Genomic DNA, 21,606 nt, shown 5'->3' with positions numbered 1-21,606 from the left:
AGCCCCCGTATGACCGCCCCCGCAGAATCCGGTACGGCCCCGGTGGCCGAACCGATCACCGTGCCGTTCCCACGCCTGCCGCTTCCGGACACCGCCGCGCCCCCGGCGGAGACGGGCCCCGACCCGCTGCACCAGCCGGACGCCTATGCAGTGGCCGACGCGGCGGGCACCGACAACCTGCTGCGCTGCTGGGTACGCGAGCGGGCGCTGCCCGCCCCCACCGACGCCGAGCTGCGGATCCCGCTGCCGGCCAGCGGCACCGAAGCCCGTGCGGCAGTCCGCTACTGGTCGCCGACCGGCCACCACCGCTTCGGTCCCGTCCGGCTGACCGCCGAGGGGCCCGCGCTCACCGCAGTCGGCCTCTCCGCGCTGCTCGCCCGTGAAGGCGGCGGTGTGCCCGCGGAAGCCGCCGACGTGGTGGCCCGGGTGGCCGACTCCGTGCGCCGCACGGCTGGGTTCGTCGCCGAACGGCGCGAGCGGGGCCGCTCCGCGGCGTCCGACGACCCCGAGCTGCCCTTCCTGGACTCCGAGCAGGCCCTGGTCTTCGGCCATTCCATGCACCCGGCGCCGAAGAGCCGCGAAGGGCTCAGCGACGCCGAATGCGCCACCTACTCCCCGGAGACACGCAGCTCCTTCCGGCTGCACTGGCTCGCCGTCGACGCCTCCGTGCTCGCCACCGACTCCGCCTGGACCGAGGGCGGGCGGCCCATCGGGGCGGTCGACCTGATCGGCTCCCTCGGCGGACCGCAGCCATCCTGCCCCGGCGCCGCCGTGCTGCTGCCGCTGCATCCGTGGCAGGCCCGCGACATCCGCCACCGGCCGGGGGTGCAGGCGCTCTTCGACGCCGGGCTGCTGCGTGATCTGGGCCCCCACGGCGACCCGTGGCATCCCACCTCCTCGGTCCGTACCGTCTACCGCCCCGACGCGCCAGCGATGCTCAAGCTGTCGCTCGGTGTGCGGATCACCAACTCCCGGCGGGAGAACCTGCGCAAGGAACTCCTGCGGGGCACCGAGGTGCACCGGCTGCTGCGCAGCGGCCTCGCCGCCCGGTGGCACGCCGCCCACCCCGGCTTCGACATCGTGCGCGACCCCGCGTGGCTCGCCGTCGACACCCCGGACGGCGTACCCGTCCCCGGGCTCGACGTCGTCCTGCGGCACAACCCCTTCGGCCCCGGCGATCGGGCCCACTGCCTCGCCGGGCTGACCTCGCCGCGACCCTGGCCCGGGGACGGCTCCGCCCTCGTGCTGCGGTCCCGGCTTGCCGGCACCATCGACCGTCTCGCCGCGCGCACCGGACGGTCCGGGCCCGCGGTCGCCACCGAGTGGTTCCTGCGCTACCTCGACGCGGTGGTCCGCCCGCTACTGTGGCTGGACGGGGAAGCGGGCATCGCCCTGGAAGCCCACCAGCAGAACACCCTGGTGCTGCTGGACGCCGACGGCTGGCCCTGCGGAGGGCGCTACCGGGACAACCAGGGCTACTACTTCCGCCTCTCGCACCGGGCGGACCTGGAAGGGCAACTGCCCGGCATCGGGGTCGAGAGCGACACCTTCGTGGCCGACGAGGTCGCCGACGAGCGCCTTGCCTACTACGTCGGCATCAACAACGTCTTCGGCCTGGTCGGCGCCCTCGGATCGCAGCGGCTGGCCGACGAGCGCGTGCTCCTCGCCGCCTTCCGCCGCTTCCTCACCGCGGTCGCGGCCGAACCCGGCAGCGCCCGCCGGAGCGGCCTTCCCGAGCGGCTGTTGAGCAGCCGGGAGCTGCGCTGCAAGGCCAACCTGCTGACCCGGCTGCACGGTATGGACGAACTCGTCGGGCCGGTCGACACGCAGTCGGTGTACGTCACCGTGCCCAACCCGCTGGCCGCCTGAGCGCACGGCGGCCGGGCCTGCCGAGGAGAGGAGGAGCCACCGTGCCACCAGCGGACTCCGATACCGAGGACACTCTGGATCTGAGGCTGCCACCGGAATTCCTCGCCCTGCCCGGCATCCCCGGGGAGGGCGGCCCGCGGGCACCCGGCGCCGCCGCGGGGCCGCCCGCGGTCCGCGGCGGCGCCCTGGTCGGACGCATCGCGGACTGGGCTGCCGCCGGCACCCGCGCGGGGGCCTTCCGCCTCGTGCCCGCCCACGCCGACCGCGATCTGGACCTCGTCAGCGGCTGGATGAACGACCCGGCCGTCGCGGCTTTCTGGGAGCTGGCGGGGGAACCGTCGCTGACCCGGCGGCACATCGCGGCGCAGACTTCTCGCGACGGGCGCAGCGTCCCGTGCCTGGGCCTGCTCGACGGCCGGGCGATGAGCTACTGGGAGATCTACCGCGCCGATCTGGACCCGCTGGCACGCCACTACCCGGCCCGGCCGCAGGACACCGGCATCCACCTGCTCATCGGCGGCGGGGCCGATCGCGGCCGCGGTCTCGGCGCCACCCTGATCAGGGCGGTCGCAGACCTGATCCTGCAGCACCGCCCCGGCTGCACCCGCGTGGTCGCGGAACCCGACATCCGCAACACCGCTTCCGTCGCCGCCTTCCTCGGCGCCGGTTTCCGGCTCTCGGCGGAGGTCCCCCTGTCCGGCAAGCGGGCTGCCCTCATGGTCCGCGACCGTGCGCTGCGGCGCGTGCTCTGACCATCCGCCCGCCATCCGCCCGCCCCCTTTCGCCTCTCGCCCCGTTCCGTCGGCACCCCGGCCCCGCAGGAGTCCATCGTGATCACCACCTCCCCGCCCTCCGACGCCGCCGCCTGGCAGCGAGCGGCCCGGCGTCTGCTGGCGAAGATGCTCGCCGAATTCGCCTACGAGGAGGTGATCGCACCGGAGCCCGATCCCGCCGCCGGGCCGGCCGCCTACCGGCTCGCGCTCAGCGACACGCTGACCTACCGCTTCCACGCCCGCCGGGGCGCGTACGGCAGCTGGCAGGTGGACCCGGGAAGCATCGGCCCGAGCGGCGACCCGCTGCACTTCCTCAGCCACGCCCACGAGAGCGTGCTCGGGCTCAGCGGTGACACCACGGGGCACCTGATGCGTGAGATCCTCACGACCTTGCGTGCCGACCTGCGGCTCGACGCCGACGCGCTCTCCGCGGCGGAGCTCGCCGACCTCGACTACGCCGAGTTGGAAGGGCACCAGACCGGGCACCCCTGGCTGGTCGCCAACAAGGGGCGTATCGGATTCTCGGACGCCGATGCCGCGCGCTGGGCCCCCGAGAGCCGCAGACAGCACCGGCTGCCGTGGATCGCCGTCCACCACAGCCTCGCCCGATACCGCGGTGTCGACACCCTGGCCACCCCCGATCTGCTCTACGCGGACGAGCTGCCGCCGGCCACTCTCGACGCCTTCCACCACGCCATCGCCGACCGCAACCGCAACCCCGCGGACCACCTCCTGCTGCCCGTGCACCCCTGGCAGTGGGAGAACGTCGTCCTGCCGCTCTTCGCGCCCGCGATCGCCGACGGATCCATCATGCACCTGGGCACCGACAACGACCTCCGAGTGCCCCAGCAGTCCGTCCGGACCTTCCTCAACGCCAGCCATCCGCAGCGCCGTACGGTCAAGCTGCCGCTGTCGGTGCTGAACACCCTGGTGTGGCGCGGACTGCCCACCGAGAGGACGCTCGCCGCACCCGCCGTCACCTCCTGGGTGGACGGCCTGCGGGCGGGCGATTCGTTTCTGCGGGACGAGACGCGGGTCATCCTGCTCGGCGAGGTCGCCTCGGTGTCGGTGGCGCACCCGCAGTACGACCGGCTGCCCACGGTGCCGTACCAGTACCGCGAACTGCTGGGCTGTATCTGGCGCGAGCCGCTGACCGCGCATCTGGAGGCCGGTGAGCGCGCCCGTACGCTGGCCGCGCTGCTGCACACCGACCCGGACGGCCGCTCCTTCACCGCGGAGCTGGTCGAGCGCTCCGGACTGGCCCCCGCCGTCTGGCTGCGGCACCTCTTCGGTGCGCTGCTGCCACCGCTGCTGCACTTCCTCTACCGCTACGGCACGGTCTTCTCGCCGCACGGGGAGAACGCCATCGTGGTCTTCGACGACCACGACGTCCCGGTGCGGCTCGCGGTCAAGGACTTCGTCGACGACGTCAATGTGAGCGCGGAGCCGCTTCCCGAGCACGCCGCCATGCCCGGCGAGGTCAGGTCGGTGCTGCTGACGGAGAAGCCTGCCTTCCTGACGCAGTTCATCCACTCCGGGCTCTTCGTGGGCGTGCTGCGCTACCTGGCGCCGTTGTGCGAGGAGCAGCTCGGAGTGCCGGAGGCCGGATTCTGGCAGCTGGCACGCGACGAGATCCTCCGCCACCACGACCGCTTCCCCGAACTCAAGGAGCGCTTCGCCGCCTTCGACCTTCTGACCCCGCGCATCGACCGGCTGTGCCTCAACCGCAACCGGCTGCACCTCGACGGCTACCGCGACCGTGCCCAGCGCCCGCACGCCGCGGTCCACGGCTCGGTGCCCAATCCGCTGTACGCGCTCTGACGACGGGCGGCGGCATCCCGCGCGCGGAAGATACGATCGCCGCAGGGTCGTACCGCGGAGGGATGAGGGGCGGATGCGCGAGGAAGTCGGGTCCTGCCCCGAATGCGGCACGCCTGGTTCGTTCGCCGGGCAACTGGTGTGCCAGGGCTGCTTCGTGCCCTTCGCCCTGATGGCGTCCGTGCACGCCGCGGCCGTCCCGTCCGTCTCCCCGACCGCCGTCACCGAGCGGCTGCCGCGCCCCGCGGCGCACGGCCCCGCAGAGCCGCGGGACATGGTGCCGGGGCACGGCGCGGCCGACATGGACGTCGAAGACACCGAGCACACCCGGGTCATCAGCGTCGTCCCGGGGGCTCCACCCCGGCCTGCCGGCACCCGCCGCGACGTTCCCCTGCACGTCATGCGCCTGCATTTCCCCGACGGGGAGATCGTGGAGCTGGCGGCCGGCTATTCGATACGGCTCGGCCGCGACCCGCAGCTGTGCCCGGCCGTCACCTTCCTCGCCCGGCGCGACAACCTGTCCCGCATCCACGCCAGGGTCGGCATCGAGACGAACGGGTCGGCCTGGATCACCGACGAGGACTCCACCAACGGCACCTTCGTCCGCGGCTACCGCCTCACGCCCAACGAGCCCGCGCCGCTCCGGCCGGGCGACACCTTCCGGCTCGCGGCGGACGTGCACGTCAACGTGCTGCCCTGACCGATCAGCGTGCAGCCCTGACCGATGCGTAGGCGGCGGTGCAGCGGGCCAGCGGATGGTCGGCGCCCAGGGCTGCCGCCGTACTCTCGGCAAGCTCCTCGAACTGCCGGCGCGCGGCCTGCACCCCGTTCAGGCCCTCCAGGGCGCGGGCACGGCCGAAAAGCGCGGCAAAAGATGCCGGTTCGTTGTCCGCACCCTGGCGCACGACCTGCTGGCGGGCCTGCCAGTAGCGCTCGTCGGCCTCGTGGAAGCGTCCCGCGGACAGCAGCGCCTCGCCCTCCTCGATCAGGGTCCAGACCAGGTGGCGGGCCCCGCGGTCGAGGGCGGTGGGTGTCCGCCGCAGCGCGGCGGGCCGCATCATGGCACGCAGCCGCTCGGCCACCTCCGAGGCGCCCGACGGCCGGTCGGCAGGTTTCTTGGCCAGCAACTGGTGCACCAGACGGGCCAGTTCCGCGGGAACCTCGGGCCTGCGGTTGACGATCGGCTCGGGTTCCTCGTGCACGTGGAGATATGCGTAGCCGATGTAATTACCCGCGGCAAAGGGCGGGCCCTCGGCGAGCATGGCGTAGAGCACGCAGCCGAGCGAATACAGGTCCGACCGGGCGGTGACCTCCCCGCCCTGCGCCTGCTCGGGGGCGAAATACGGCGGCGATCCCAGCAGCGCCTGCGGCTCGGTATAACGTGTCGCGTCGGAGTCCCGGTGGGTGACCAGACCGAAGTCGCAGATTTTGACGACCCCGTCCGGCAGCAGCATCAGATTCTCGGGCTTGATGTCGCGGTGCACCAGGCCGCGTTCGTGCGCATGCTGGAGCCCCGCGCAGATCTGTGCGCCGTAGGCGATGACATCCGGTACGGGCAGCCCGCCGCGGTCCAGCAATACCCGCCGGAAATCGGTGCCGGCCAGCAACTCCATGACGAGGAAGGGCCGTCCCTGGTGCTCGCCTGCGTCGTGGATCGTCGCCACGTTGGGATGGCTCAGCGCGGCCGCGGCGACGGCCTCCCGGCGGAAGCGTCCCTGCCGTTCGCTGCGCTCGATCTCCGCCCATTCGGCGCGCACCATGAGCACCTTCACCGCGACCCGGCGCCCCAGGCTCTGGTCGACGGCCGCGAAGACCTGTCCGAACCCGCCGCCGCCCAGCAGCTCCTCCAGCCGGTAGCGGCCGTTGAGGACCGTGCCGACAGCCACCTCGCCCGTCACGCGCACCCCGTTCAGTCGATGTCGTGCAACGGCAGACGCATCATGGTGGGTTCCGCATGCGCGCCGCCGTCCTGCGGTCCGACCGTACCGTCCGTCGGGTCCTCCTCGAAGACGAACTGGCGCCCGCTCGGCAGTAGCTCCAGCCGCTCGTGCAGCACCACCGACTCGCCCCTGCGCAAAGCGCGGACGACACCGTGCGGCAGCGGCTCCACCGTGTCGTTGCCGGGCAGCCGGCGCCGCACCCTCGTCCCGTTGGCGCTGCGCTCGTCCAGCACGCTCAGCGTCCTTCCGTCGTAGCTGAGCACGACATGGCTGCGGCTCACCGAGTCGACCGCGGTGTCGTCGATCCACGCGCCCAGCGCCACCCCGCCGCCCGCCGGTGCCCGGCCCACCGTCACCGGTTCGCCCTCGGTCACCATGAAGCGGCCGCGTACCGTCCCGTCCATCACGACCTTGACCTGGGCGCGGGGGCGGCGCGGACCGGCGTCGGCGAGCGGTACCCCGTGGGTCGGACACAGCACCTGCTCCTTGCGGCGGCGCGGCAGGGCGGTGCCGGGTCGGTCGGCGGAGCCGAACAGCGGGCAGCCCGGCTCCGGGCACCGCCACTCGCGGCCGAGCGCCGCGCGGTGCGCAGCCGAGTGCTCCCATCGGCGGACCACTCCCGCCTGGAGCAGCAGCCCCTCCTCCTCCTTGCGCGAGACCTGCCATTCCTCGGGCACGGGCATGATCCGCGGGCGCACCCCGATCCGCCCGTCGGGGAGGAGCACCGGGCGTAGGAAGCGGTCCCGGTTGCCCGGTATCCACGGGTAGGCGCGGTGGAAGTCGAGGAAGTTGTCGGCGCTGACCACGCGCAGGCCCAGGGCGTCGGCCAGTTCCAGGATGCGGTCGTCCGCGCGGGGCAGCACCTCCAGCCTGCCGTCCGCGTACCAGCGGTTCAGATCCTGCCGCTCGGCGGGGGTCAGGCGGCCGTCGGTGAGCAGCGACCGGTCGGTGATGGCATAGACCTGGACGGAAGGGTCGCGCGCGAAGCCGGCGAGGGCGTCGAGGACGCCCGCGAGTCTGTTCAGATCCGCGGCGCGCTCCCCGCCAAGGGCCGGTTCGCGCACCACGTTGGCGACGTCGATCACGTACTCCGCGGCTGAGGTGTCCAGAGTCAGGCGGCGCTCGAACGGCATGTGACCAGAAATTAGCACCGCGGGACGGGACCGGTCCCGCGGACGACCGGGTGAGCGCTTCCGGACGGCGTTGTCGGTGGCTGCCCGTAGGCTTGCCTTCCTATGACTGACACGCCACCACCCGCACTCACCGACCTGCTGCACGCCGCCGTCACCGCCGTCGGCGGGGTGGAGCGGGCCGGCCAGGTCACCATGGCCGAGGCCGTCGCCGCCGCCGTGGACGACCAGTCGCATCTGCTCGTCCAGGCCGGTACCGGGACCGGCAAGTCCCTCGGATATCTGGTGCCCGCTCTCGCCCACGGCGAGCGGGTGGTCGTGGCCACGGCCACCCTCGCGCTCCAGCGCCAGCTCGTCGAGCGCGACCTCCCGCGGACGGTCACCGCGCTGCGGCCGCTGCTCCGCCGAGAGCCGCAGTTCGCGATGCTCAAGGGCCGGTCGAACTACCTGTGCCTGCACCGCCTGCACGAAGGAGTGCCGCAGGACGACGAGGAGGGCCTCTTCGACCCTTTCGAGGCCGCCGCGCCGACCAGCAAGCTCGGTCAGGACCTGCTCCGTATGCGGGACTGGGCGGACGAGACGGAGACCGGTGACCGCGACGGCCTGACCCCCGGCGTGTCGGACCGGGCGTGGGGCCAGGTGTCGGTCAGCTCGCGCGAATGCCTCGGCGCCACCAAGTGCGCGTACGGTGCGGAGTGCTTCGCCGAGGCCGCCCGCGAGCGCGCCAAGCTGGCGGACGTGGTCGTCACCAACCACGCGCTGTTGGCGATCGACGCCATCGAGGGCACACCGGTGCTGCCGAGCCACGAAGTGCTGATCATCGACGAGGCGCACGAACTGGTCTCCCGCGTCACCGGCGTCGCCACCGGCGAACTCACCCCCGGCAGCGTGAACCGCGCGGTGAAGCGTGCCGCCCGGCTGGTCAACGAGAAGGCGGCGGACGCGCTGATGAGCGCCTCCGAGGGCTTCGAGCGGGTCATGGAACTGGCCCTGCCGGGCCGCCTGGAGCCGATCCCCGAGGATCTGCTGTACGTCCTGGCGGCGCTGCGCGACGCCTGCCGCCTGGTGATCACTTCGCTGGGCGACACGCGCGACAAGTCCGTCCAGGACGAGGACGCGGTGCGCAAGCAGGCCCTGGCCGCAGTCGAGCACGTGCACGAGGTGAGCGAGCGGCTCGTCTCCGCATCCGAGTACGACGTGGTCTGGTGCGACCGGCACGACCGCTACGGCGCCTCGCTGCGCGTCGCCCCGCTCAACGTGTCCGGCCTGCTGCGCGAGAAGCTGTTCACGGAGCGCTCGGTCGTCCTCACCTCGGCCACCCTCAAGCTGGGCGGCGACTTCAACGGAGTCGCGGCGTCCCTCGGCCTGGCCGCGGAGGGCACGGCGGGGGAGGAGCAGGCGCCCTGGAAGGGCATCGACGTCGGATCGCCCTTCGACTACCGCAAGCAGGGCATCCTTTACGTCGCCAGGCATCTGTCCGCCCCGGGCCGGGACTCCGGCCGGGCGGACATGCTGGACGAACTGGCCGAACTCATCGAGGCCGCCGGCGGCCGGACGCTCGGGCTGTTCTCCTCCATGCGCGGCGCCCAGGCCGCCGCGGAGGCGATGCGGGAGCGGCTGAAGAATCCCGTGCTGCTCCAGGGCGAGGAGACGCTGGGCGAGCTGATCAGAACCTTCTCGGAGGACGCGGAGACGTGCCTGTTCGGCACGCTGTCGCTGTGGCAAGGGGTGGACGTGCCGGGGGCCAACTGCCAGCTGGTGGTGATGGACCGGATCCCGTTCCCGCGCCCCGACGATCCGCTGATGAGCGCGCGGCAGAAATCGGTGGAGGAGCACGGCGGCAACGGATTCATGGCGGTGGCCGCCACGCACGCGGCGCTGCTGATGGCGCAGGGCGCCGGCCGGCTGATCAGGGCCTCCGGCGACCGCGGTGTCGTCGCCGTGCTGGACCCGCGGCTCGCCAACGCCCGGTACGGCGGCTTCCTGCGGGCGTCCATGCCTGACCTCTGGTACACGACGGACCGCAATCAGGTGCGCCGCTCGCTGGCCGCCATCGACGCGGCGGCCAAGGCCTGAGCGCTCGGGGCCGCGGGGAAACGGGCCCGGCCCCGGAACCGCCGTACGGTTTCCGGGGCGCGTGGAGGACCCGGCGGTGTCAGACCCGGCGCAACACCGCCACGACCTTGCCCAGGATGGTGGCCTCGTCCCCGGGGATGGGCTGGTAGGCGGCATTGTGCGGCAGCAGCCATACGTGGCCGTTGTCCCGCTTGAAGCGCTTGACCGTGGCCTCTCCGTCGAGCATGGCCGCCACGATGTCGCCGTTCTCGGCGACGGGCTGCCGGCGGACGGTCACCCAGTCGCCGTCGCAGATCGCGGCCTCGATCATGGAGTCGCCGACCACCTTGAGTACGAACAGCTCACCGTCGCCCACGAGCTGGCGGGGCAGCGGGAAGACGTCCTCGACCGACTCCTCGGCGAGGATCGGACCGCCTGCCGCGATCCGCCCGACGAGCGGGACGTAGGACGCCGACGGCTTGCCCGAGGTGTCGGTGGGCTGCGGGTGCCCGGCGTCGGAGGCGCGGACCTCGTACGCCCTGGGCCGGTGCGGGTCGCGCCGCAGAAAGCCCTTCCGCTCCAGTGCCATCAGCTGATGGGCGACCGATGACGTGCTCGACAGGCCCACGGCCTGCCCGATTTCCCGCATGGACGGCGGGTATCCGCGGCGCTGGACCGAATCCCTGATGACGTCGATGACCCTGCGCTGGCGTTCGGTGAGACCGGAGCTGTCGGCGCGAATACCCGGGGGCCGTCCGGGGAGGGAGCGCGCGGGCTTCGGGCTGTTCTCTTCGTTCATCACGTCCAACGGGCCGATTCGATCGGGGGAGCGGTCATGGGCGGTCAATGTCGCTGTGGCGCTCTCTGCGGCGGTGGTCACGGCGGCCCCTTTCGAGATGTTCTCCCACCGCGTGAAGTGCGGGAGGCCCGCTTCCCAGCCGCGGGCAGTTAGTACAACGGTAGTGGGTTTCGAAAGGTTGCGCCAAACACACGTTCGAGTGAATTTGCATAAATCCGCTGACGTGATCAAGGTACCGGGTGTATTGATCGAAGGGAAGTTCGATTCTGAAGGGGCTGCGTGAGTCCCGGTGGGTCCCCCGAAGTCGCTCGCCGCGACCCGCACGCCCGCAGTCCGTATCCCGGCCGAGGGCCGCCGTGACGCTCGGGCGGCGCCGCTTTCCAGTGTGTCACCACCTCCCCCGTGCTGCCCCGGTATGCGCCCCCGCGGCCTCCTCCGCCCCGCGAGCCGCGACACGCGCCAAGGGTGGGGTCGGATGCGGCGAACCAACATCTAGTGGTTGGATAGGGTTCCACCACCACCGGTTGTGGTCCGGTCGACGGCCTCGAGGGGCCAACGCCCGGGGAATCGCCTATGCTTGGGGCTGCTCCACGGGGTCGTACGACACTGCGGAAGCCCTGTCGTCGTGCGCGCTCGTCATGGAGCGAGGGAGGGAGTAGGAACGATGCACTGCCCCTTCTGCCGGCACTCCGACAGCCGCGTCGTCGACAGCCGCACCACGGACGACGGCGCCTCGATCCGCCGGCGCCGCCAGTGTCCGGACTGCGGCCGCCGCTTCACCACGGTGGAGACGGCGTCACTGATGGTGATCAAGCGCAGCGGCGTCACCGAACCCTTCAGCCGCAGCAAGGTCATCGCCGGCGTGCGCAAGGCCTGTCAGGGCCGCCCCGTCACCGAGGACGCCCTCGCCCAGCTGGGGCAGCGCGTCGAGGAGGCGGTCAGGGCCACCGGCAGCGCGGAGCTGTCGACCCACGACGTGGGACTGGCCATACTCGGCCCGCTTCAGGACCTCGACCTCGTCGCGTATCTGCGGTTCGCCTCGGTCTACCGCGCGTTCGATTCGCTCGAGGACTTCGAGAGGGCCATCACGGAGCTGCGCGAGCAGCTGCCACCCACCACTCCTGGCGGGCTCGACGAGGACCTCGGTGTCCCCGCGCCCGCATCCGCCGCCGACTGAGCGGCGCGCAGGACACAGACACAGCTGCCGGAGCGCCCCGCGCCGAGGCCATGAACATCACCGTGCCGCGGGGAAGATCCGGGCACATCAGGGCGTTTTGCCCGTATAGGGAGGCGGCATGACAGAGACGACGAGCGGCCCGGCACGCGGTTCCCGCACCAAGGGGTCCAAAGCAGGCAAGGGGCTGCGCATGGAGCGCATCCACACCACTCCCGGCGTGCACCCGTACGACGAGGTGGAGTGGGAGCACCGTGACGTCGTCATGACCAACTGGCGCGACGGTTCGATCAACTTCGAGCAGCGTGGTGTCGAGTTCCCCGGCTTCTGGTCGGTGAACGCGGTCAACATCGTCACCAGCAAGTACTTCCGCGGCGCTGTGGGCAGCCCGCGGCGCGAGAAGAGCCTGCGCCAGCTGATCGACCGGGTCGTGCTCACCTACCGCAAGGCCGGTGAGCAGCACGGCTACTTCGCCTCCCCCGAGGACGCCGAGGTCTTCGAGCACGAGCTGACCTACGCGCTTCTGCACCAGGTCTTCAGCTTCAACTCGCCGGTCTGGTTCAACGTCGGCACCGCGCAGCCCCAGCAGGTCTCCGCCTGCTTCATCCTGTCCGTCGACGACTCCATGGAGTCGATCCTCGACTGGTACAAGGAAGAGGGGATGATCTTCAAGGGCGGCTCGGGCGCGGGCCTGAACCTGTCCCGTATCCGCTCCTCCAAGGAGCTGCTGTCGTCCGGCGGAAACGCTTCGGGCCCGGTCTCCTTCATGCGCGGCGCCGACGCGTCGGCGGGCACCATCAAGTCGGGCGGTGCCACCCGCCGCGCCGCCAAGATGGTCGTGCTGGACGTCGACCACCCGGACGTCGAGGCCTTCATCGAGACCAAGGTCAAGGAGGAGGAGAAGATCCGCGCCCTGCGGGACGCGGGCTTCGACATGGACCTGGGCGGCGACGACATCACCTCCGTCCAGTACCAGAACGCCAACAACTCGGTCCGCGTGAACGACGAGTTCATGAAGGCCTACGAGTCGGGCGCGCCCTTCGGCCTGCGCGCGCGGATGACCGGTGAGGTCATCGAGCAGATCGACGCCCGGTCGCTCTTCCGCAAGCTCGCCGAGGCCGCCTGGGCGTGTGCCGACCCCGGCATCCAGTACGACGACACGATCAACCACTGGCACACCTCGCCGGAGACCGGTCGTATCACCGCGTCCAACCCGTGCAGCGAGTACATGCACCTGGACAACTCCAGCTGCAACCTGGCCTCGCTGAACCTGCTCAAGTTCCTGCGCGACGACGGCAAGGGCAACCAGTCCTTCGACGTCGAGCGGTTCGCCAAGGTCGTCGAGCTGGTCATCACGGCGATGGACATCTCCATCTGCTTCGCCGACTTCCCGACCGAGAAGATCGGCGAGACCACGCGTGCCTTCCGCCAGCTGGGCATCGGCTACGCCAACCTCGGCGCCCTGCTCATGGCCACCGGCCACGCGTACGACTCCGACGGCGGCCGCGCGCTGGCCGGCGCGATCACCTCGCTGATGACCGGTACGTCCTACAAGCGGTCCGCGGAGCTCGCCGCGGTCGTCGGCCCGTACGACGGCTACGCCCGCAACGCCGACGCCCACAAGCGCGTCATGAAGCAGCACGCCGACGCCAACGGCGCCGCCCGCCGGATGGACGACCTGGACACCCCGGTGTGGGCCGCGGCGACCGAGGCCTGGCAGGACGTGGTGCGTCTCGGCGAGAAGAACGGATTCCGCAACGCCCAGGCGTCGGTGCTCGCTCCCACCGGCACCATCGGCCTGATGATGGACTGCGACACCACGGGTGTCGAACCGGACCTGGCGCTGGTGAAGTTCAAGAAGCTGGTCGGCGGCGGCTCGATGCAGATCGTGAACAACACCGTTCCGACCGCGCTGCGCAGGCTCGGCTACCAGCCCGAGCAGATCGAGGCGATCGTCGCCCACATCTCCGAGCACGGCAACGTCGTCGACGCCCCCGGCCTCAAGCAGGAGCACTACGAGGTCTTCGACTGCGCCATGGGCGAGCGGGCGATCTCGGCCATGGGCCACGTGCGGATGATGGCCGCCGCGCAGCCCTTCCTGTCCGGCGCGATCTCCAAGACGGTGAACCTGCCGGAGTCGGCCACCGTCGAGGAGGTCGAGGAGGTCTACTACGAGGGCTGGAAGCTCGGCCTCAAGGCGCTCGCGATCTACCGCGACAACTGCAAGGTCGGCCAGCCGCTGTCGGCGAAGAAGAAGGACGACACGAAGGCCGAGAAGGCCGCCTCAGCGCCCGCGGCGGCCGAGAAGGTCGTCGAGTACCACCCGGTGCGCAAGCGGCTGCCCAAGGGCCGTCCGGGCATCACGACGTCCTTCACCGTGGGCGGCGCCGAGGGCTACATGACGGCGAACTCGTACCCGGACGACGGCCTCGGCGAGGTCTTCCTGAAGATGTCCAAGCAGGGCTCGACCCTGGCGGGCATGATGGACGCCTTCTCCATCGCCGTGTCCGTGGGCATGCAGTACGGCGTCCCGCTGGAGACGTACGTCTCGAAGTTCACCAACATGCGCTTCGAGCCGGCCGGGCTCACGGACGACCCGGACGTGCGGATGGCGCAGTCGATCGTCGACTACATCTTCCGCCGCCTGGCGCTGGACTTCCTGCCGTTCGAGACCCGCTCCGCCCTCGGTATCCACTCCGCCTCCGAGCGGCAGCGGCACCTTGACACCGGCTCGTACGAGGCGGCCGAGGACGACGTGGACGTCGAGGGCCTGGCGCAGTCCGCGCCGCGGCAGGTCGAGCCCCGCACGCCGCTGACCGTGGCCAAGCCGGCTGCGGCCGCACCGGCGCCCAAGGAGGCGCACAACTCCACGGAGCTGCTGGAGATCCAGCTCGGCCTCAACGCCGACGCTCCGCTGTGCTTCTCCTGCGGTACGAAGATGCGCCGCGCGGGCAGCTGCTACCTGTGCGAGGGCTGCGGCTCCACGAGCGGCTGCAGCTGATCGGGCGGATCGCACGTTCGGCTGATCCGCTGACCGGCCGGTTTCGCGGGTGACAGGGGTGGGGACACGGCCCTGGCCGTGTCCCCACCCCTGTCCGCGCCCGGGCGGGTGCGGCGGAGGGGACGAACGACGGGCTGCGCGCCACTACGATGGCGCGGTGTTGGTGAAGTGGATACGCTGCGGAGTCCTCGACCAGGACGGTTTCGACCGGGGTCAACGCGGGTGGGCGGCGCTCAGGAACCGCCCGGGATTCCACGGGCAGGGCGGCGGCTGGAGCCGTTCGCAGCCCGGGGTGGCGCATCTCTTCGCCTTCTGGGACGGGCAGCGGTCCTACGACGCGTTCATGGCCGGTCCGCACGACGAGCTGGCATCGGCGCAGACGGGCACGTACGAGATGCTCGCCGCACGGACCTTCGCCCACCGGCTGGACGTGAAGGTCGGGTTCGAGCCGCGCTTCTCCGACGCGGACCTGCTCCGGGTGGCGCTGTGCAAGGTGCGTCCGGACCGCGTGGGCCACTTCGTCCAGATGCAGGAGCGGGTCTGGAATCCGGCCATGGCCGGCTCGCCCGGGATGCTGCGCGGTGTCTTCGCCGAGGGGGCGGACGGCGACTTCCTGGTGCTCTCGGCGTGGGACTCCGCGACCGAGCACGGCAAGTACCGCGAGGGCGCGGTGGCGCGGTTGTCGCAGCGGGCCGACCTGGACGCCGACGTGCTGTCCGTGGCGGGGGACGTCGTGGACGTGGTGCCGGAGTGGACGGTCTGAGCACGGGCCCGCGCCGCCGCCCCCAGACGCCGCGAGGGGCTGCCTCCCGGGGCCCCGACGAGCCAGGGGCCGGATCGCACCATAGGGTGATCCGCATGGGACGTCCTCGCCGTATCGTGCTCATCCGCCACGGTGAGTCCCAGGGCAACTACGACGACACCATCTACGAGCGGGTGCCGGACCACGCCCTGGAGCTGACCGAGAAGGGCCTGCGCCAGGCCACCGAAGCAGGGGCGCGGCTGCGGGAGCTGTTCGGCGACGAGCGCGTCCAGGCGTTCGTGTCCCCGTACCGCCGTACGTGGCACACCTACCGCGCGCTGGGGCTGGACCCGCGGCTCACCCGGGCCAGTGAGGAACCGCGGCTGCGCGAGCAGGACTGGGGCAACTGGCAGGACATCGAGGACATCCACCGGCAGCGCAAGGCGCGCGACGCCTACGGCCACTTCTTCTACCGCTTCGCGATGGGGGAGAGCGGCGCGGACGTCTACGACCGGGTCGGGGCCTTCCTCGAAACGCTCTACCGCGCCTTCGACAAGGACGACTTCCCGCCGAACGTCCTGCTCGTCACCCACGGGCTGACCATGCGGCTCTTCTGCATGCGCTGGTTCCACTGGACGGTCCAGGACTTCGAAGCCCTGTCCAACCCGGACAACGCCGAGACGCGGATGCTGGTCCTCGGAGCGTCCGGCAGCTACAGCCTGGACCGGCCGTTCGAGCGCTGGTGCACCCCCGGCCAGCCAGGCGGCGGCGACATCTGAGCGCGAGGCCGCGCATTCCCGGAGCCGCCGAAGCGGTGCGGGGCCGGAGAAATCTGTGAGGCGGGTGAGTTTCGGCACAAGGAGATTGACCCGGAACAGGTGCGATGTCAGAGTTTCCGACGTCATGACGGCTCACACCTCCCCTTCCGCGCGGGCCGCCCGCGCGCTCGGCAGCCTCCGCGGCCTGGCCGTGGGCGACGCCCTCGGCTCGCAGTTCTTCGTCCCCGCCCACTACTCCGCACTCCAGAACGGCGAGCTGCCGCCCGGTACGTGGCAGTGGACCGACGACACCGAGATGGCCAGCTCGGTCGTCGCCGTCCTTGTCGCCCACGGGCGGATCGACCAGGACGCCCTCGCGGCGTCCTTCGCCGAGCACCACGACTTCGACCGCGGCTACGGCCCCGCCGTGGGCCGCATGCTGCGGCTGATCCGCCAGGAGGGCGCGGACTGGCGCGAGCTTGCCGCCGCGCTCTTCAACGGCCAGGGGTCGTGGGGGAACGGCGCCGCCATGCGGATCCCGCCGCTCGGTGCCTGGTACGCGGGCGATCCCGTCCAGGCCACCCACCAGGCCGAGATCTCCGCCTACACCACCCACCAGCACCGGGAGGCGGTGGCCGGCGCGATGGCCGTCGCCGCGGCCGCCGCCCTCGCCGCGGACCCGGCGGGCCCGCAGGACCCCGCCGGCCTGCTCGCCGCCGTGGTCGACCTGGTGCCGCGCAGCGCCGTCCAGGCAGGCATTCGGCGGGCCGGCGACATGCTGGACTACGCTGACGTCGGCACCGTCGCTGCCGTGCTGGGTTGCGGGCGGCGGACGAGTGCCCACGACACCGTGCCGTTCGCCCTGTGGGCCGCCGCACGCCATCTCGGCGACTACCGGCAGGCGTTCTGGACCACCGCGAAGGCGGGCGGCGACGTGGACACCACCTGCGCCATCGTCGGCGGCATCGTCGCCGCGAGCCCCGGCGGCGAGCCCCCGGCCCTGTGGACCGAGCGGACCGAAGCACTGCCCGACTGGGCCACGGCGTCCTGAAAGCCCCGTGGAGACGGCGCGCGGACGGCGAGTAGGCTGGTCCCCGCCATGGTTCAGCCACCACCCACCCACACCGTCGAACGCTCGATGCGCGCCACGCTCGGCGTGAGGACCGTCGCAGGCATCGACGAGGTGGGCCGTGGCGCTTGGGCGGGGCCGGTCACCGTGTGCGCGGCCGTCACCGGCCTGCGCCGCCCGCCCGAGGGTCTCACGGACTCCAAACTCATCACACCCAACCGCCGCACCCGCCTGGCTGCCGTGCTCACCGGCTGGGTGACGTCCTACGCGCTCGGACAGGCATCGTCCGAGGAGATCGACGAGCTGGGGATGACGGCCGCCCTGCGGCTGGCAGCGCTGCGCGCCCTCGACGGACTCCCCGAGCCCCCTGAGGCCGTCATCCTCGACGGCAAGCACAACTACCTCGGCGGCGGCGGGCCGTGGCGTGTCCGTACGGTGATCAAGGGCGACCAGTCGTGCGTCGCCGTCGCCGCCGCCTCCGTGATCGCCAAGGTCCACCGCGACCGGCAGATGGCCGAACTCGGCACGGATTACTCGCCGTTCGCCTTCGCCGACAATGCCGGTTATCCGTCGCCCGTCCACCGCTCGGCGCTCGCGGAGTGGGGGCCGACGCCGTTGCACCGGCTCACGTGGTCCTACCTGGACACGCTGCCGCGCTGGCAGCACCTGAAGAAGGTCCGCGCCACGGAAGACGCAGGGGAACAACTCGGTTTCGATTTCTGATCCGGCACCCACCCCCCGCTGCGCATTCGGTGCGCATTTGATAGACATCAACTCATGCCTCTCACCCCCGAGGAGCCTCAGATTCACGAGAGCGTCCCGGGTCCCCGCACTGCTCCGACCAGCGGCCGGAGTGCGTCGACCCCCCGTCCTGTCCCTCACCCGCCCCGGCCTGCCGCGCCGCGGCCCGGGCCGCCGAGGGCAGTCGCCGCCGTCGGTTCCGCCTCCGCTGCCGCCCCGCGCGGCCCTGTCGGCACCGCCGCCCCCGCGGCTGCGAACCATCCGCCTGCGGCTGCCGCCCCCGCCGCCTCGGACCAGCGCGACTCCGCCCCCGGCGCCGCGCAGATCCAGCTCATCCCCGCCCCCGCGCAAGGAGCGCTCGACGCGGCGGAGGAGACTGTCGACCTGCTGCTCGACACCGGGCGCGCGCCCGGCGAGATCCTGGTGCTCACCACCGGCGAGCAGCACCCGTGGGCGTCGCACGAGCTGAGCTTCGGCGAGGCCTCCTACTGGGCCCAGCACGACGCCGCCGACGACGTGTTCTACGCCGACATCTCGGCCTCGCGCGCTGCCGGGCGGCCCGTCGTGGTCGTGGCGCTCAACGGCGGCAGCGACGAGACGCTGCCCGAGGCCCTGGCCGGTGCGCTGTCCCGGGCCGGGGTGCTGCTGATCGTGTGCGGGGACCCGACCCGCATCAACAGCCTTCTGGGCGCCAGCGCCTGAGCGTCCGGGCCGGCGGTCCGCCTGCCCGGGCGCTCAGCGCACCGACGCCTGGCGAAGGGCGTTCGCCATGGCGGTCGCCGGATCCGTCCGGTGCGGTTCGGGGCGCGCGTGCGACCAGGAGGCCGCGTTGGGAGTGCGCCCGGCGCGGTTCTCCCCGATGACGTTCCAGCCGTCGCGGGTGAGCGTCACGTACGATCCGCAGCGCAGCCCGTGCAGGGTGCACGCGTCCCGCAGTCCCCACATCCAAGCTCCGTCCTGGGAGGTCCAGCCGGGAATTCCGTCCCGGCTGACCATAAGGACCGCTGTGCGTACCGGGTTGCGCAGCCGCAGGTCGTGCGGGATGACCCGGCGGAGATGGGACAGCAGGGCGTTGCGACGCTCCCATCCGTCGACCACGCCGGTGCGGTAGCCGAAGGAGGCGCTGGCGCGGATCCGTCCGTCCGGGTCGTAGGCCGCGACCACCGCGGTGGGCGGGGCCGGGAGGTGTCGCGCGTACAGGTCCTTGACGACTTCGCGGGGGCTGGCCAGCAGCGGCACGTCCATGTCGGCCCACTCGGTGGGCTCCAGCGTGCGGGCGACAAAGGACGCGGTGGCGGAGGACGTCTCCGGAACGAACCCGATGGTCACGGTCCTCCCTTCGCGGATACACCCGTGGACCGGCCGCGGGCGTGCGCCGGTCAGGGGGCTCGGAGAGCCGTTCGGGGATCCGTGTCCAATTCTTCCCCGCCTATTGCCTTGCGGCAACGGGCAATTGCCATCGCGGACCGGAATGAGCCCGTCCGTCGGATAGATCCCGTGGCCCGTACAGCCGGTGGGATCTGTCAGCCCTGGACCGCCAGGACCAGCGGAAACACCGCGGTCGCGCCGGCCCGGCGGAGCAGCCGGGCGGTGACGGCGAGTGTCCAGCCGGTGTCTGCCATGTCGTCGACGAGCAGCACCGGGCCGCCCGCCGTTTTCACGGCTTCAAGCAATTCCGGCGGCAGGACGAATGCTGCGTGCAGTGCCCGTACGCGCTGGGCACTGTTGCTGCGGTGCACGGAGCCGGGGTCGGCGTCGGGGGCGTACTCGACCCTGCCGAGCAGCGGCATCCGTCCGACCTCGGCAATAGCGGCGCCGAGCGTGTCCACCAGGGTGCCGTGGCGCCGAGAAGCGACGGTGACGACGCCGGCCGGGCGCGCGGGAGCCCCGGGTTCGCCGCTCGCCCAGCCCCCGGGGCCACGCGCCCAGTCCGACAGGACCTGCACCACCGCGTCCACGGCGTCAGCGGGGACGGGCCGGTCGGGGGCACCCTCCGTGAACAGCGGCCGCAGCCGGTTGCCCCAGCCGATGTCCGACAGCCTTCCCAGCGCCCGGCCCGTGGCCGCCTGCTCGCTCGCCGGGATGCGTCCCTTGAAAGGGACGCCGACGGCTTCGAGACCCGTGGGCCACATCTTGCGCGGCTCCAACTCCGCTCCCGGGCGGCCCAGGGCCTGGCGCGCCAGGGCGAGGGACTTCTCGGAGACCTCGGCGGGGAAGCGCGCCCCGGCGCAGTTGTCGCAGCGTCCGCACGGACCGGCCTCGTCGTCGTCCAGTTGGCGTCGCAGGAACTCCATCCGGCACTTCGTCGTGCCCGCGTACTCCCGCATCGCCTGCTGCTCGGCGGCGCGCTGGCGCGCGACCCAGGCATACCGCTCCGTGTCGTACTCCCAGTGCTCGCCCGTCGACGTCCAGCCGCCCCGCACGCGGCGGACCGCGCCGTCGACGTCCAGCACCTTGAGCATGATCTCCAGCCGGGAGCGGCGCAGGTCGACCCGGCTCTCCAGGGCGGGCAGCGACAGCGGGCGGTCCGCCGCCGCGAGTTCCGCCAGCGTGCGGCGCACCTGCTCCTCCGGCGGGAAGGCGAGGGAGGCGAAGTAGCGCCAGATCGACTCGTCCTCGCGGCCGGGAAGGAGCAGGACCTCCGCGCTGTCCACGCCGCGGCCCGCGCGGCCGACCTGCTGGTAGTAGGCGATCGGTGAGGACGGCGAGCCGACGTGCACCACGAAGCCGAGGTCCGGCTTGTCGAAGCCCATGCCGAGCGCCGATGTGGCCACCAGCGCCTTGACGCGGTTGGCGAGGAGATCCGCCTCCGCCTCCTGCCGCTCGGCGTTCTCGGTGCGGCCCGAGTAGGAGGCCACGGCGAATCCGCGCTGCCGCAGGAAGGCGGTGATCTCCTCGGCCGCCGCCACGGTGAGCGTGTAGATGATTCCCGAGCCGGGGAGCGTGTCGAGGTGGTCGGCGAGCCAGGCCAGCCGGTGGGCGGCGTCCGGGAGGGCGAGCACGCCCAGCGACAGGCTCTCCCGGTCCAGCGGACCGCGCAGGACGAGCGTGCCCTCGGCGTCGTCCTCCGGTGTCGTGCCCGTTCCGAGTTGCTCGGCCACGTCGGCGGTGACCCGGGCGTTCGCCGTGGCGGTCGTCGCCAGCACGGGGACTCCCGGCTTGAGTTCGGCAAGCATCGTGCGCAGCCGCCGGTAGTCGGGGCGGAAGTCGTGGCCCCAGTCGGAGATGCAGTGCGCCTCGTCCACCACGAGAAGCCCCGTGGTGGCCGAGAGCCGGGGCAGCACCTGGTCCCGGAAGTCCGGGTTGTTCAGCCGCTCGGGGCTGACCAGCAGCACGTCCACCGCTCCGGCTGCCACCTCGGCCTCGATCCCGCTCCACTCCTCCGCGTTGGAGGAGTTGATGGTGCGGGCCGTGATGCCGGCGCGGGCGGCGGCCTCCACCTGGTTGCGCATGAGCGCGAGCAACGGGGAGACGATCACGGTCGGGCCCGCGCCCCGCTCGCGCAGCAGCGCGGTGGCCACGAAGTACACCGCCGACTTGCCCCAGCCCGTGCGCTGGACCACAAGCGTTCTGCGCGCGTGCGCGACGAGGGCCTCGACCGCGCGCCACTGGTCTTCGCGCAACCGGGCGGCACCCGGCTCGGCGCCGACGAGGCGGCTCAGGACGATGTCGGCGGCGGCACGCAGCCCGCTGGTGGTTTCCGTCATGGCTCCATGCAACAGGACGCCACCGACAGA

General features: G+C 72.0%; 17 protein-coding genes. 12 read left to right on the top strand and 5 right to left on the bottom strand.

Annotation, left to right across the window (positions count from 1 at the left end):
* Nucleotides 1-9: 9 nt before the first annotated feature.
* The 4 genes from IH54_RS0104825 (at nucleotide 10) to IH54_RS0104810 (ending at nucleotide 5,160) form a co-directional block, all read left to right on the top strand.
* Nucleotides 10-1,869 (top strand): IucA/IucC family protein, encoded by a 1,860-nt coding sequence (locus IH54_RS0104825; RefSeq protein WP_043179791.1) that lies wholly within the window; start codon nucleotides 10-12, stop codon nucleotides 1,867-1,869.
* A gap of 41 nt (nucleotides 1,870-1,910) precedes the next feature.
* Nucleotides 1,911-2,621: a GNAT family N-acetyltransferase gene (locus IH54_RS0104820; protein ID WP_324607742.1), complete on the top strand. Its 711-nt coding sequence runs from the start codon at nucleotides 1,911-1,913 to the stop codon at nucleotides 2,619-2,621.
* Between the two features lie 78 nt (nucleotides 2,622-2,699).
* A complete protein-coding gene (locus IH54_RS0104815) occupies nucleotides 2,700-4,463 on the top strand; it encodes an IucA/IucC family protein (RefSeq protein WP_043179789.1) in 1,764 nt (587 codons plus the stop codon).
* Between the two features lie 73 nt (nucleotides 4,464-4,536).
* The gene (locus IH54_RS0104810; RefSeq protein WP_031513044.1) at nucleotides 4,537-5,160 is read left to right on the top strand and encodes an FHA domain-containing protein; all 624 of its coding nucleotides are present in this window, start codon (nucleotides 4,537-4,539) and stop codon (nucleotides 5,158-5,160) included.
* A 4-nt stretch (nucleotides 5,161-5,164) separates the two neighbouring features.
* On the opposite strand, the gene IH54_RS0104805 is transcribed toward IH54_RS0104810, so the two are convergent.
* Nucleotides 5,165-6,358 carry a serine/threonine-protein kinase gene (locus tag IH54_RS0104805; RefSeq protein WP_159011642.1) on the bottom strand — a complete coding sequence of 398 codons (1,194 nt, stop codon included), beginning with the start codon at nucleotides 6,356-6,358 and terminating at the stop codon, nucleotides 5,165-5,167.
* An 11-nt stretch (nucleotides 6,359-6,369) separates the two neighbouring features.
* Nucleotides 6,370-7,533: an FHA domain-containing protein gene (locus IH54_RS45290; protein WP_052397069.1), complete on the bottom strand. Its 1,164-nt coding sequence runs from the start codon at nucleotides 7,531-7,533 to the stop codon at nucleotides 6,370-6,372.
* A gap of 102 nt (nucleotides 7,534-7,635) precedes the next feature.
* Between IH54_RS45290 and IH54_RS0104795 the strand changes: the two genes are divergently transcribed.
* Nucleotides 7,636-9,606: an ATP-dependent DNA helicase gene (locus tag IH54_RS0104795; protein WP_031513038.1), complete on the top strand. Its 1,971-nt coding sequence runs from the start codon at nucleotides 7,636-7,638 to the stop codon at nucleotides 9,604-9,606.
* A gap of 79 nt (nucleotides 9,607-9,685) precedes the next feature.
* Here IH54_RS0104795 and lexA read toward each other — a convergent pair whose 3' ends face one another.
* The gene (gene lexA, locus IH54_RS0104790) at nucleotides 9,686-10,465 is read right to left on the bottom strand and encodes a transcriptional repressor LexA (protein ID WP_031513036.1); all 780 of its coding nucleotides are present in this window, start codon (nucleotides 10,463-10,465) and stop codon (nucleotides 9,686-9,688) included.
* A 583-nt stretch (nucleotides 10,466-11,048) separates the two neighbouring features.
* On the opposite strand from lexA, the gene nrdR reads away from it, so the two are divergent.
* The 7 genes from nrdR (at nucleotide 11,049) to IH54_RS0104755 (ending at nucleotide 18,571) form a co-directional block, all read left to right on the top strand.
* Nucleotides 11,049-11,561 (top strand): transcriptional regulator NrdR, encoded by a 513-nt coding sequence (gene nrdR, locus IH54_RS0104785; protein WP_031513034.1) that lies wholly within the window; start codon nucleotides 11,049-11,051, stop codon nucleotides 11,559-11,561.
* A gap of 118 nt (nucleotides 11,562-11,679) precedes the next feature.
* Nucleotides 11,680-14,559 (top strand): vitamin B12-dependent ribonucleotide reductase, encoded by a 2,880-nt coding sequence (locus IH54_RS0104780; RefSeq protein WP_031513032.1) that lies wholly within the window; start codon nucleotides 11,680-11,682, stop codon nucleotides 14,557-14,559.
* Nucleotides 14,560-14,716: 157 nt separating this feature from the next.
* On the top strand, nucleotides 14,717-15,322 hold the full coding sequence (locus IH54_RS0104775) for a YdbC family protein (protein ID WP_078861941.1): 606 nt from the start codon (nucleotides 14,717-14,719) through the stop codon (nucleotides 15,320-15,322).
* A 95-nt stretch (nucleotides 15,323-15,417) separates the two neighbouring features.
* The gene (locus tag IH54_RS0104770; RefSeq protein ID WP_031513028.1) at nucleotides 15,418-16,080 is read left to right on the top strand and encodes a phosphoglycerate mutase family protein; all 663 of its coding nucleotides are present in this window, start codon (nucleotides 15,418-15,420) and stop codon (nucleotides 16,078-16,080) included.
* A 124-nt stretch (nucleotides 16,081-16,204) separates the two neighbouring features.
* Nucleotides 16,205-17,110, top strand: a complete 906-nt coding sequence (locus IH54_RS0104765) for an ADP-ribosylglycohydrolase family protein (protein WP_031513026.1) — start codon at nucleotides 16,205-16,207, stop codon at nucleotides 17,108-17,110.
* A 48-nt stretch (nucleotides 17,111-17,158) separates the two neighbouring features.
* A complete protein-coding gene (locus IH54_RS0104760) occupies nucleotides 17,159-17,851 on the top strand; it encodes a ribonuclease HII (RefSeq protein ID WP_031513024.1) in 693 nt (230 codons plus the stop codon).
* Between the two features lie 54 nt (nucleotides 17,852-17,905).
* Nucleotides 17,906-18,571 (top strand): hypothetical protein, encoded by a 666-nt coding sequence (locus tag IH54_RS0104755; RefSeq protein WP_031513022.1) that lies wholly within the window; start codon nucleotides 17,906-17,908, stop codon nucleotides 18,569-18,571.
* A gap of 33 nt (nucleotides 18,572-18,604) precedes the next feature.
* On the opposite strand, the gene IH54_RS0104750 is transcribed toward IH54_RS0104755, so the two are convergent.
* Together IH54_RS0104750 and IH54_RS0104745 are read right to left on the bottom strand one after the other, a co-directional pair.
* Nucleotides 18,605-19,198, bottom strand: coding sequence for a hypothetical protein (locus IH54_RS0104750; protein ID WP_031513020.1), 594 nt, complete (start codon nucleotides 19,196-19,198; stop codon nucleotides 18,605-18,607).
* 194 nt (nucleotides 19,199-19,392) lie between these two features.
* The gene (locus IH54_RS0104745) at nucleotides 19,393-21,576 is read right to left on the bottom strand and encodes a RecQ family ATP-dependent DNA helicase (RefSeq protein ID WP_031513018.1); all 2,184 of its coding nucleotides are present in this window, start codon (nucleotides 21,574-21,576) and stop codon (nucleotides 19,393-19,395) included.
* Nucleotides 21,577-21,606 lie beyond the last annotated feature (30 nt).

It is taken from the genome of Streptomyces sp. NRRL F-5123 (genome assembly GCF_000721495.1).
In the GTDB taxonomy this organism is placed as follows: domain Bacteria; phylum Actinomycetota; class Actinomycetes; order Streptomycetales; family Streptomycetaceae; genus Actinacidiphila.
The sequence above is the reverse complement of the archived record's forward strand: the minus strand, read 5'-3'. Positions and strand labels throughout refer to the sequence as shown.